Annotated in this window: 11 protein-coding genes; 9 read left to right on the forward strand and 2 right to left on the reverse strand. The window is 46.2% G+C overall.

Annotation, left to right across the window (positions count from 1 at the left end; genetic code table 11):
• Window positions 1–8: 8 nt before the first annotated feature.
• Window positions 9–3,104, reverse strand: coding sequence for a ribonuclease E (gene rne / locus DPF93_RS17620; RefSeq protein WP_114767392.1), 3,096 nt, complete (start codon window positions 3,102–3,104; stop codon window positions 9–11).
• A gap of 552 nt (window positions 3,105–3,656) precedes the next feature.
• On the opposite strand from rne, the gene rluC reads away from it, so the two are divergent.
• The gene (gene rluC, locus DPF93_RS17625) at window positions 3,657–4,604 is read left to right on the forward strand and encodes a 23S rRNA pseudouridine(955/2504/2580) synthase RluC (RefSeq protein WP_114767393.1); all 948 of its coding nucleotides are present in this window, start codon (window positions 3,657–3,659) and stop codon (window positions 4,602–4,604) included.
• Window positions 4,605–4,771: 167 nt separating this feature from the next.
• Here the strand turns inward: rluC and DPF93_RS17630 are convergent, their stop codons facing one another.
• The gene (locus DPF93_RS17630) at window positions 4,772–5,353 is read right to left on the reverse strand and encodes a Maf family protein (RefSeq protein WP_114767394.1); all 582 of its coding nucleotides are present in this window, start codon (window positions 5,351–5,353) and stop codon (window positions 4,772–4,774) included.
• Window positions 5,354–5,501: 148 nt separating this feature from the next.
• On the opposite strand from DPF93_RS17630, the gene yceD reads away from it, so the two are divergent.
• From yceD to fabF, 8 genes are all read left to right on the forward strand, one after another.
• Window positions 5,502–6,026 carry a 23S rRNA accumulation protein YceD gene (gene yceD / locus DPF93_RS17635; RefSeq protein WP_114767395.1) on the forward strand — a complete coding sequence of 175 codons (525 nt, stop codon included), beginning with the start codon at window positions 5,502–5,504 and terminating at the stop codon, window positions 6,024–6,026.
• A 31-nt stretch (window positions 6,027–6,057) separates the two neighbouring features.
• Window positions 6,058–6,228 (forward strand): 50S ribosomal protein L32, encoded by a 171-nt coding sequence (rpmF, locus tag DPF93_RS17640; protein WP_114767396.1) that lies wholly within the window; start codon window positions 6,058–6,060, stop codon window positions 6,226–6,228.
• Between the two features lie 9 nt (window positions 6,229–6,237).
• Entirely contained in the window at window positions 6,238–7,263 is a 1,026-nt protein-coding gene (gene plsX / locus DPF93_RS17645; RefSeq protein WP_114767397.1) for a phosphate acyltransferase PlsX, read from the forward strand.
• 5 nt (window positions 7,264–7,268) lie between these two features.
• Window positions 7,269–8,219, forward strand: a complete 951-nt coding sequence (locus DPF93_RS17650) for a beta-ketoacyl-ACP synthase III (RefSeq protein ID WP_114767398.1) — start codon at window positions 7,269–7,271, stop codon at window positions 8,217–8,219.
• A 69-nt stretch (window positions 8,220–8,288) separates the two neighbouring features.
• Window positions 8,289–9,212 carry an ACP S-malonyltransferase gene (gene fabD / locus DPF93_RS17655; RefSeq protein ID WP_114767399.1) on the forward strand — a complete coding sequence of 308 codons (924 nt, stop codon included), beginning with the start codon at window positions 8,289–8,291 and terminating at the stop codon, window positions 9,210–9,212.
• 33 nt (window positions 9,213–9,245) lie between these two features.
• The gene (gene fabG / locus DPF93_RS17660) at window positions 9,246–9,980 is read left to right on the forward strand and encodes a 3-oxoacyl-ACP reductase FabG (protein ID WP_075648780.1); all 735 of its coding nucleotides are present in this window, start codon (window positions 9,246–9,248) and stop codon (window positions 9,978–9,980) included.
• A 235-nt stretch (window positions 9,981–10,215) separates the two neighbouring features.
• Window positions 10,216–10,449: an acyl carrier protein gene (gene acpP, locus DPF93_RS17665; RefSeq protein WP_004406112.1), complete on the forward strand. Its 234-nt coding sequence runs from the start codon at window positions 10,216–10,218 to the stop codon at window positions 10,447–10,449.
• A 93-nt stretch (window positions 10,450–10,542) separates the two neighbouring features.
• Window positions 10,543–11,784, forward strand: a complete 1,242-nt coding sequence (gene fabF, locus DPF93_RS17670) for a beta-ketoacyl-ACP synthase II (protein ID WP_114767401.1) — start codon at window positions 10,543–10,545, stop codon at window positions 11,782–11,784.
• Window positions 11,785–11,863: the final 79 nt, after the last annotated feature.

Below are 11,863 nucleotides of genomic sequence, written 5' to 3' on the forward strand. Positions count from 1 at the left end.
CTGTGAGATTAGAAACCTGCTGGTTTCGTCATTCCCGCACCTGCTTGCGCTTTGGCTACTTGGCTACCTGCGCCTTTTGGCTGGTAGCGTTCAGTGCGTAACGGCGCTGCATTGATAGTGATTTCTTTAAGCTCTTGAGTACCTGGCGCTTTTGCCATTGGTGCACTTGCGTGAGCTTTCACAGTTTGTGCTAGCGGCGCTTTAACTGCTGCTTCAGCGACAGCCGGAGTTTCAACAACTTCTTCAACTACTGCTTGCGGCGCGACAGTTTCTGCTGCTGGCTCAACGACTGCTTCAGAAGTCACAACTTCTTCTACTGCTGGAGCTACTTCTTCTACTGCTTCTACAACTGGCGCTTCAACCACTGGTGCTGTTTCTAAAACCTCAGCAACGATTGGCTCAACGACGGTTTCAACAACAGCTTCAACTGGCGTTTCTACCACTGCTTCAACCACTGGTTGCTCACGACGGATAATAACTTTACCCATTGCCATTTCAGGACACGCGAAGCCACCTAGCGTCGCGACGTTTGCAACTGCGGTCACTTCAGTTGTTGCCACTTCAGCGGCTACAACAGGCTGCTCTTTATGTTGTTGAGAGCGAGGTGCTGGTTTTGCTAGATCGTAACGTGGCATTACTTTACCCATAGCCATCTCAGGAGAGGCTACACCACCTTTACGCAGGCGGAATGGGTTAGGGCGACGATCACGACCACGACGGCGGCGCTGACCACTTGCACGTAGGTGACGTGGAGAACGACGGTTACGACGTTGTTTGCCTTCTTGTGCTTCATTGTCGTTGTCGTTTGCTTCAACAACTGGCTCAGCTTTCACTGGTGCTTGAGTTGCTTCAAACGCTGCCGTTTCAACTACTTGCTCAACTGGAGTTTCTTCCACTTGTTCCGCTGCGGCTTGTTGGTCTTTAACGCGTACTTGCTTGTTAAGCTTACGACGTTGGCGACGCTCTTTTACTTTCGCAGCTTTCTCTTCAACGCGAGCTTCAGGCTTTTCAACTTGCGCTTCAGCAGCAAGTTTTAGACCTTCTTCAGCAACTTTGCTTGGCTTAGCATCTTCACGCTTGTTACGACGCTCTTGCTTAGGCTTACGGTTTTGCTGTTTACGTTCAGTTTGTTTCTGCTCAGTGTTTGCTTCATCGCGTGCTGGCTTACGCTTGTTATCGCGTTTGTCTTCACGGTTGTCGCGGTTGCTGTCACGATTAGAGTCGCGGTTACCATCACGGTTGTTGCGACGGCGCTGATCACCACGCTCATTGCGGTTGTTGCGACGATTGCGGTTATTGCGATTTGGTTTTTCTTTCTCAGTCGTTTCTTCTTTCTTCGGCTCTTCTGTTTTGTTAGAACCAAATAGGAAGTCACCTAGAGCTTTAAAGAAACGTCCGAATAGACCAGGTTGCTCATCTTTAGCTTCTGCCTGTTGCACCGGTGCTTTGGCTGCTGGAGCTTTTGCGACTGGTGCTGGCGCTGGCGCAGATTGAGCAGGAGCTGCAAAACCTTTCAGTGCTGGCTCTTCAATCTTCTTCGGTTTGTATTCTGTGTCAGGTGTTTCTTTACCTTCTGCTTCCTTCATTGCTTCAAGCTTTTTAGGAAGTAGGTAAGAAAGTAGATCAACTTCTTCGCCTTCACGAACACGAATCACTTCAAAGTGCGGTGTTTCCATATCAGAGTTAGGAACAACCGTAATTTTCACTTCTTGGTTACGTTCGATATGGTTTACCGAGCGACGTTTTTCGTTCAGTAGGTAAGAAGCGATTGGCACAGGAACAACAGCCAGAACTTGTGACGTATTGTCTTTTAGTGCTTCTTCTTCAATCAGACGAAGAACTGAAAGTGCAAGAGATTCGTTGTCACGAATAACGCCAGTACCTGTACAGCGAGGACAGATATGGTGGCTTGCTTCTGCTAGAGAAGGGCTTAGACGTTGACGAGACATCTCAAGTAGACCAAAGCGAGAAATGCGACCGATCTGTACGCGTGCACGGTCCATACGAACAGCATCACGTAGACGGTTTTCAACTTCGCGTTGGTGACGAACTGGTGTCATATCGATAAAGTCGATAACCACTAGACCACCAAGGTCACGTAGACGTAGCTGACGAGCAATTTCATCGGCTGCTTCTAGGTTGGTGTTCAGCGCTGTCTCTTCGATATCGCCGCCTTTAGTAGCGCGAGCAGAGTTGATATCGATTGAAGTTAGTGCTTCAGTTGGGTCGATTACGATAGAGCCACCAGAAGGCAGACGAACTTCGCGTTGGAACGCAGACTCAATCTGGCTTTCGATTTGGTAGTGGCTAAATAGCGGCACTTCACCATCGTACTTCTTAACACGGCTAACGAAATCTGGACGAACTAAACGGATATGGTCAAGCGCACGCTCAAACATAGTGTTGCTGTCGATTAGGATTTCACCGATGTCACGACGCAAGTAATCCCGGATCGCGCGAACGATAACGTTACTTTCTTGGTGAATTAGGAAAGGTGCTGGGTTCGAATCAGACGCTTGTTTAATTGCGCCCCAGTGGTTTAGAAGAACATTTAAGTCCCACTCTAACTCTTCTGCACTTTTGCCAACGCCAGCTGTACGAACAATAAGACCCATGCCTTGAGGCAGTTCTAGAGTGCTTAGTGCCGCTTTTAGTTGCGTGCGCTCATCACCTTCGATACGGCGGGAGATACCGCCAGCGCGAGGGTTATTTGGCATTAATACAAGGTAACTACCCGCTAGAGAGATAAACGTAGTTAGTGCAGCGCCTTTGCTGCCACGTTCTTCTTTCTCTACCTGTACGATTACTTCTTGACCTTCAGTAAGCACTTCTTTGATGCTTGGACGGCCTTGGTAGGTGTAACCTTCAGGGAAGTATTCGCGAGCAATTTCTTTGAGAGGGAGGAAACCGTGTCTTTCTGCGCCGTAGTCTACGAAGGCAGCTTCAAGACTAGGTTCGATTCGAGTGATACGTCCTTTGTAGATGTTTGCTTTTTTGGATTCATGACCAGGGCTTTCGATATCAAGATCGAATAGGCGTTGACCATCCACTAAAGCAACGCGCAACTCTTCTTTTTGAGTTGCGTTGATTAGCATTCTTTTCATTTAAAAATCTCGTTGTCATTTTTTATGTGCTTGTTGCTTAGCTTTCTCTTTCACGGTGCCAGATCCCATGGTTTGAACGGTGCAGCCTCCCGGCTGGAGGGATGCTCTGGGGCACTCCAGTTCTCACAAACTCTGCTTGTGAGCCGCGATATCGGCGGAATTTACTCAACATGAAAGGTGACGAGTAGAGCAACAAGTAAGCTAATGTTCGAAAGGTCTTACGCCGTTTGCTGCACTTTCTATTTATTAGCAATCTACTCTTTTTATCGCTTTGTTGGTTTGGTTAGTACAAAAGTCAACCAAATCAATCAATGCAGGTGTGAACTATAGCAGTACCCACTAAACACAGCAATCTGCTTTATAATAAATCGCTAAATAATCTGGTTTTATTTTTACTAACTGGCTGTATTTTAATGCTTTTGGTTGAGATAACATCGGTTTTATAATTGGGTGGCTGAAAAACAGTTCGTAGTTCGATCGAAAACAAGTAAACTGACCGTTTGTTGCCAAGAAAATGTGATTTTGCGCACCATTGAGTGATAGAATAGCCGCATGAGTGAAATAAGAACCCAAGTCCAGTTTGTCGACATCGATTCTGACATGGCTGGTCAGCGTATTGATAATTTTCTACGCAATCATCTAAAAAGCATCCCAAAAAGCATGGTTTACCGCATCCTTCGTAAAGGAGAAGTACGCGTAAACAAAAAACGTGTCAAAGCTGAATACAAACTGCAAGCTGGCGATCTTGTGCGTATTCCACCAGTCACTGTGGAAGAAAAAGCGGAAGAAACAGCACCAAGTACCAAGCTAAACAAGGTGGCAGAGTTAGAGCATATGATTATCTATGAAGATGAACATATGTTGATTCTTAACAAACCATCAGGTACTGCAGTGCATGGCGGTAGCGGTTTGAAGTTCGGTGCGATTGAAGCATTGCGCGCGCTGCGCCCACAAGCCCGTTTTTTGGAGTTGGTGCATCGTATTGACCGTGATACCTCAGGTATCTTGTTGGTAGCGAAAAAGCGTTCAGCGCTGCGTCACCTGCAAGCACAGTTCCGTGAGAAAACGGTACAGAAGTACTACTTTGCATTGGTCATGGGCGAGTGGAAGCCAAGCTGTAAAGTGGTCAACGCGCCGCTGCTTAAAAATGAAGTCAACAGCATTGTTCGTGTTAACCCGAACGGCAAACCGTCGGAAACCCGTTTTAAAGTGCTGGAAAAATTTGCTGACGCAACCTTGATCGAAGCAAGTCCAATTACCGGTCGTACCCACCAAATTCGTGTGCACACCCAATATGCGGGTCACCCAATTGCATGGGATGATCGTTATGGCGATCGCCGCTTTGATGCCTACACCGCTAAAGTGGGTCTCAACCGTTTGTTCCTGCACGCAGCAAATATTAAGTTTGTTCACCCAGGCAGCGAAGAGCAGATGGAAATCAACGCGCCAATGGGCGACAAGCTTGAGAAAGTGTTGGTAGGGCTGAGAAAGCTTGCTTGACTAGCGAACGCTCAGCGCATTGGCGCTGGTTTACAGAACGTCAGCAATAATACTGACTCACGGGTAACGGAATAGATAGCGTCTTACCCGTAACGAAGTGTTCCGTAGTGAAGCGTTCTGTCTTCCCTCATCAAAAAAAGAAAGGTCGCATCAAGCGACCTTTCTTTTTACAAAACCTTGAAACCTTCCGCCTCAAGCATATCAATCAAATCAATCAGCGGTAGCCCAACTAACGTATTTGGGTCTTTACCTTCTAAGCGCTCGAATAGGGCAATACCAAGCCCTTCGCTTTTAAAACTACCAGCACAGAAGAACGGCTCTTCTTTATCGACGTAATTTTCGATCTGCGGTTGAGTTAATTGGCGAAAGTGCACGGTAAAAGTGTCTAGCTTAGACGTGACTGTGTCGGTTTTTGAGTTATACAGCGCAAGACCGGTGTAAAAAGTGATGCTTTTGCCACTTTGGCGAGTTAATTGCTCAATCGCTTTGCCGCGCGTATGAGGTTTACCAATAATTTCACCATCGATAACACACACTTGATCACTGCCAATCACTAAGCTTTCGTGTTCGACCTGACAAGACTTCGCTTTGCCCTCGGCAAGACGCAGTACGAGCTCAATCGGCGTTTCATTATTGAGTGGCGTTTCATCGCAATTTGGTGTCGCGGTGATAAATGGCACTGCTAGTTTATTGAGCAGTTGCTGACGAAATGGCGAAGTGGAGGCTAAAACTAGTTGGTAATTTGTCATTTTAATTTACAATCGAACCTTGCTTGGAAAGCAGCATAATCGAAGTTATGACTGTTAGCCTAGCCTTAGCAGCAGAAAGGAAAAAAAGTACAACTTTTTACCCTTTTTCTTTGACTCTAAACGATTTGGAAGATAGAATTCGCGCCCTATGCAAAAGGTAAAAATACCGCGAACGGTTGATCCGGCACGAGCAGCTCAGAAACGACTAGATTATGAAGGTATTATTCAGGTCAGTCTTTTTAAGCGCTTAGAGGAATCGGTCGAAGGCGTTAAACGCGACGCTCAAGTGTCACTGTCATTTGGGTTAGATGAACAGCGACTCGTTGTTATCTCTGGTAAAGCTAACATCGAAGTTGATTTAGAGTGTCAACGCTGTAATGAGGTTTTCGCACATGAGTGCGAAGTTCAATTCACTTATACTCCTTACTATAACGAGAAAAGTGAAGAGGACGCACCGGAAGAGTACGATTTGGTAGATCTGAACGAGTACGGTGAAATTGACCTAATACAGTTAGTTGAAGACGAGTTCATTCTAAACTTGCCTCAAGTGGCGATGCACGATGATGCGGACTGTAGCGTTGATTCAGATAACATGGTGTTTGGCGAACTTCCAGAAGAGGTAGTGGAAGAGAAACCGAATCCATTCGATGTTTTGAAAAGCTTAAAGAAGTAATTCTTTAGGAACTAACATAGGAGTAGGGTCCATGGCCGTACAACAAAACCGTAAAACACGTTCTAAGCGTGGTATGCGTCGTTCACACGATGCGCTAACTACAGCTGCACTATCAGTTGACGCAACTTCAGGTGAAACTCACCTACGTCACAACGTGACTGCTGAAGGTTTCTACCGCGGCAAGAAGGTTATCAACAAGTAAGGTTGACCTTTGCAAAATATTACCGTTGCACTTGATGCAATGGGCGGGGATTTCGGTCCTCGCGTAACAGTGCCTGCCGCCGTGCAGGCACTGTCGCATTTCCCAGAGCTAAAAGTGATCTTATTAGGTGATCGGACTTCGATCACAACTCAATTATCCTCTCTTGGTTATCAGCCAGATACTCGCTTGAGTATTAAACACTGTGACCGAGTGATCTCCAATTCGGAAAAACCTTCCCTCGCACTTCGTAACGGCCAAAATAGCTCGATGGGCAAAGCCATTGATCTCGTTTCTGTTGGTCAGGCGGACGCGTGTGTTAGCGCGGGCAATACTGGCGCGTTAATGGCACTGTCGCGTTTTCGTCTTAAACTGTTACCGGGTATCGAACGTCCAGCGTTGATTTCAGCATTGCCAACGGTTTCAGGCAATCGCACATGGATGCTTGATCTTGGCGCGAATGTATCAAGTGATGCCGACTCGTTGTTTCAGTTTGCTGTGATGGGAAGTGCCTTGGCTGAGCAGTATTTAGGCAGACCACCGAAAGTGGCGATCTTAAATATTGGTGCGGAAGAAATTAAAGGCAATGATCTTGTCAAACGCTGTGCAGAAATGTTATCACAGACTGAATCGGTGAATTTCATTGGTTATATTGAAGGTAATCAGTTGTTTAATGATTACGCGGATGTCGTAGTGTGTGATGGCTTTGTAGGCAACATTTGTCTCAAGACCAGCGAAGGAACAGCCCAGCTTTTTATAGATAAGTTGAAAAACTATATGATGGCCTCATCTATAAAGGGTTGGATTGCAAGAAAACTGTTTTCTGGGTTAATTAATGAACTAAAAGCATTGAACCCCGACCAGTATAACGGTGCAAGTTTGCTAGGATTGCGCGGCATTGTAATAAAAAGCCACGGAAGTGCAGATGTAGAGGCGGTCGTGAATGCCATCGGCGAAGCCCTACACGAGGTCAAACGACAGGTACCAAGCCGTATAAGCGATCGTTTGGAAGCGGTTTTACTCGAGAGGCATTATTAGTCTTCATGTTTAGCAAAATTTTAGGTACTGGCAGCTACTTGCCATCTCAAGTGCGTACTAACGCAGACTTAGAGAAAATGGTAGATACAACCGACGAGTGGATCGTTGCACGTACGGGCATCAAAGAGCGCCGCATCGCTGCTGAAAACGAAACCGTTGCCGACATGGGTTATCATGCTGCTGTGAATGCGATTGATATGGCAGGCATCGATAAAAATGACATCGATCTTATTATCGTTGCGACAACCAGTGGTAGCCACACTTTCCCTTCTGCTGCCTGTCAGGTTCAAGCGCAACTGGATATTAAAGGTTGCCCAGCATTCGATTTGGCAGCGGCTTGTTCAGGCTTTGTTTATGCGCTGTCAGTTGCAGACCAGCACATTAAAACGGGCATGTGTAAAAATGTGCTAGTGATTGGTGCCGACGCGCTTTCAAAAACCTGTGACCCAACTGACCGCTCAACCATCATTTTGTTTGGTGATGCAGCTGGTGCAGTGGTACTGGGCGCGAGTGAAGAGCCAGGAATCATCTCTACACACATCTTTGCTGATGGTGCATTCGGTGACCTGTTAAGCCTGCCTGTCCCTGAACGCGGTAAAGATGCCGATAAGTGGCTGCACATGGCGGGTAACGAAGTTTTCAAAGTGGCAGTCACACAGCTTTCTAAGCTAGTGAAAGACACGCTTGAAGCCAACAACATGCACAAATCTGAGTTAGATTGGTTGGTGCCTCACCAAGCAAACTACCGCATTATTTCTGCGACAGCGAAGAAGCTTTCTATGTCGCTTGATCAGGTGGTGCTAACCCTTGATAAACACGGCAACACTTCAGCAGCAACTGTGCCTACGGCACTAGATGAAGCGGTACGTGATGGTCGTATTAAACGCGGTCAAACTCTTCTACTTGAAGCGTTTGGTGGCGGTTTTACTTGGGGCTCAGCGCTAGTTAAGTTCTAAGTACAGGATTTCAATTTAAGATGCACTTAGGTGCATCTTCTTTCTTCTCTTTGTTTTAAGGAAAACAACATGAGCAAGTTTGCTATCGTATTTCCAGGTCAAGGTTCACAAGCTGTAGGTATGCTTGCTGAGCTTGGCGAACAATATGACGTAGTAAAACAAACTTTTGCTGAGGCGTCTGATGCACTAGGTTACGATCTATGGGCATTGGTTCAAAATGGTCCTGCAGAAGATCTTAACCAAACTCACCGCACACAACCTGCACTGCTGGCTTCTTCAGTGGCGATTTGGCGTGTATGGCAAGAGCTTGGTCTTGAGCAGCCTGTAAACCTAGCGGGTCACAGCCTAGGTGAATACTCAGCGCTAGTATGTGCGGGTGTTATCGATTTTAAACAAGCAATCAAATTGGTTGAGCTACGTGGTCAACTAATGCAAGAAGCAGTACCTGCGGGTACGGGCGCAATGTTTGCGATCATCGGTCTAGATGATGAGTCAATTGCTAAAGCTTGTGAAGAAGCGGCTCAAGGTGATGTTGTTTCACCAGTAAACTTCAACTCTCCTGGTCAAGTAGTTATTGCTGGTAGCAAAGAAGCAGTAGAGCGCGCTGGCGCACTTTGTAAAGAAGCGGGTGCTAAACGTGCACTACCACTTCCTGTTTCAGTTCCATCTCACTGTGCACTAATGAAGCCAGCAGCAGACAAGCTTGCTGTTGCACTAGAAGAGATCGAATTCAACACGCCTCAGCTACCTGTTATCAACAACGTTGATGTAGTGGCAGAAACTGATCCTGCGAAGATCAAAAATGCACTAGTTCGTCAGCTATACAGCCCAGTACGTTGGACTGAGAGCGTGCAGCTAATGAGCGAGCAAGGCGTTGAGAAATTGCTAGAAGTAGGTCCAGGCAAAGTGTTAACTGGTCTAACTAAACGTATCGTTAAAACGCTAGATGCAGCGGCTGTAAACGATGTGGCTTCTCTAGAAGCGGCAAAATAATCAGCTGACGTAAGCATAAGGAACGCAAAAATGATGAATCTAGAAGGCAAGATTGCCCTAGTAACTGGTGCTAGCCGTGGTATTGGTCGTGCAATCGCTGAACTTTTGGTTGAGCGTGGCGCAACAGTAATCGGTACGGCAACCTCTGAAAGCGGCGCAGCTGCTATCAGTGAGTACCTAGGTGAGAACGGTAAAGGTCTTGCTCTAAACGTAACTGACGTTGAGTCTATTGAAGCAACACTAAAAACCATCAATGATGAGTTTGGTGTGATTGATATCCTAGTGAACAACGCAGGTATCACACGCGATAACCTACTGATGCGCATGAAAGATGATGAGTGGAATGACATCATCGATACTAACCTAACGCCAATCTTCCGCATGTCTAAAGCGGTTCTACGTGGCATGATGAAAAAACGCGCTGGTCGCATCATCAACGTGGGTTCAGTTGTTGGTACTATGGGTAACGCAGGTCAAACTAACTATGCTGCAGCGAAAGCGGGTGTGATTGGTTTTACTAAATCTATGGCACGTGAAGTGGCTTCTCGTGGCGTAACGGTTAACACTGTAGCGCCTGGTTTTATCGAAACAGATATGACTAAAGCGCTAAATGATGACCAACGTGCAGCAACGTTAGCGAACGTACCTGCAGGTCGTCTAGGTGACCCTCGTGAGATTGCATCGGCTGTTGCATTTTTAGCATCGCCAGAAGCGGCATACATCACAGGTGAAACTTTGCATGTTAACGGCGGCATGTATATGGTTTAATAGCTAAGTTTGAACACAACTGGCGGGAAATATGTAAGCTTCTCGCCATAAAACTGTGAAACTTGCTATTAGCTTGCACAAGATTTGTGCATGATATAAGTCAAAAATGTATTGAATTTCGGTTAAAATCGCTAAAATTGTGGTTTGACCAGCAAGGTCCCCCTTGCAACTTTCAATAGTTCTAATAAACTACGGAATCATCGCATTGAGCGAAATCTGTAAAGGAAAAGAAAAAATGAGCAACATCGAAGAACGCGTAAAGAAAATCATTGTTGAACAGCTAGGTGTAGACGAAGCAGAAGTTAAAAACGAAGCTTCATTTGTTGACGATCTAGGTGCTGATTCTCTAGACACTGTTGAACTAGTAATGGCTCTAGAAGAAGAATTCGACACTGAGATTCCAGACGAAGAAGCTGAGAAGATCACTACTGTTCAAGCTGCAATCGACTACGTGAACAGCGCTCAGTAATATCTCCCCCCAGGCGGCCTTCTGGCCGCCTGAGTTTTTTTATAACTCTTCTATATCTCTCATAGAATCATTTCATTTCCGGAGAATAAAATCGTGTCCAAGCGTCGTGTTGTTGTCACTGGCATGGGTATGTTGTCACCGGTAGGCAACACTGTAGAATCATCATGGAAGGCCCTGCTAGAAGGTCAAAGTGGTATCGTTAATATCGAGCACTTTGATGCTACTAATTTCTCTACTCGCTTTGCAGGTCTAGTTAAAGATTTTAACTGCGAAGAGTACATGTCTAAAAAAGATGCTCGTAAAATGGATCTATTCATCCAATACGGCATTGCAGCTGGTATCCAAGCTCTAGACGATTCAGGCTTACAAGTTAACGAAGAAAACGCAGCGCGCATCGGTGTTGCGATCGGTTCAGGCATCGGCGGTCTAGACCTAATTGAAACTGGTCACACAGCACTAGTTGATAAAGGTCCACGTAAAGTTAGCCCATTCTTCGTACCATCAACCATCGTAAACATGGTTGCAGGTAACCTATCTATCATGCGTGGTCTTCGTGGTCCTAATATCGCTATCTCAACAGCGTGTACAACAGGTCTGCATAACATCGGTCATGCTGCGCGTATGATCGCTTACGGTGATGCTGATGCAATGGTAGCGGGTGGCTCAGAAAAAGCTTCTACGCCACTAGGCATGGCGGGTTTCGGTGCGGCTAAAGCACTTTCAACTCGTAACGATGAGCCACAAAAGGCTTCTCGTCCATGGGATAAAGATCGTGACGGTTTCGTTCTAGGTGACGGTGCTGGCATGATGGTACTTGAAGAGTACGAACACGCGAAAGCGCGTGGTGCTAAGATCTACGCAGAGCTAGTTGGCTTTGGTATGTCTGGCGATGCTTACCACATGACTTCACCAAGTGAAGACGGTTCAGGTGGTGCGCTAGCGATGGAAGCGGCAATGCGTGACGCGGGTATCGTTGGTACTCAAGTTGGTTACGTGAACGCTCACGGTACATCAACGCCAGCAGGCGATGTAGCGGAAATCAAAGGCGTTAAACGTGCACTTGGTGAAGAAGGTGCGAAGCAAGTTAAAGTATCTTCAACGAAATCAATGACTGGTCACCTACTAGGTGCAGCGGGTTCAGTTGAAGCTATCATCACCGTGTTGTCTCTAGTTGACCAAATCGTTCCACCAACGATCAACCTAGACAACCCAGAAGAAGGTCTAGATATCGACCTAGTTCCACATGTGGCTCAAAAAGTCGATATGGAATACGCTATCTGTAACTCTTTTGGTTTCGGCGGTACTAACGGTTCACTTGTATTTAAGAAAATTTAAGCAAGAAACTGATCCGAATCTGTGATAAAACGGCCTGATGCTTTTGCTATCAGGCCTTTTTTTTGCCCAATGTGGCAAA

It is taken from the genome of Vibrio rhodolitus, from assembly GCF_003350325.1.
In the GTDB taxonomy this organism is placed as follows: Bacteria; Pseudomonadota; Gammaproteobacteria; order Enterobacterales; family Vibrionaceae; genus Vibrio; species Vibrio rhodolitus.

Bases quoted from the DNA above. Each gene is read 5' to 3' on its own strand.
- rne (WP_114767392.1), bottom strand. From the start codon at position 3,104: ATGAAAAGAATGCTAATCAACGCAACTCAAAAAGAAGAGTTGCGCGTT.
- rluC (WP_114767393.1), top strand. From the start codon at position 3,657: ATGAGTGAAATAAGAACCCAAGTCCAGTTTGTCGACATCGATTCTGAC.
- DPF93_RS17630 (WP_114767394.1), bottom strand. From the start codon at position 5,353: ATGACAAATTACCAACTAGTTTTAGCCTCCACTTCGCCATTTCGTCAG.
- yceD (WP_114767395.1), top strand. From the start codon at position 5,502: ATGCAAAAGGTAAAAATACCGCGAACGGTTGATCCGGCACGAGCAGCT.
- rpmF (WP_114767396.1), top strand. From the start codon at position 6,058: ATGGCCGTACAACAAAACCGTAAAACACGTTCTAAGCGTGGTATGCGT.
- DPF93_RS17650 (WP_114767398.1), top strand. From the start codon at position 7,269: ATGTTTAGCAAAATTTTAGGTACTGGCAGCTACTTGCCATCTCAAGTG.
- fabD (WP_114767399.1), top strand. From the start codon at position 8,289: ATGAGCAAGTTTGCTATCGTATTTCCAGGTCAAGGTTCACAAGCTGTA.
- fabG (WP_075648780.1), top strand. From the start codon at position 9,246: ATGAATCTAGAAGGCAAGATTGCCCTAGTAACTGGTGCTAGCCGTGGT.
- acpP (WP_004406112.1), top strand. From the start codon at position 10,216: ATGAGCAACATCGAAGAACGCGTAAAGAAAATCATTGTTGAACAGCTA.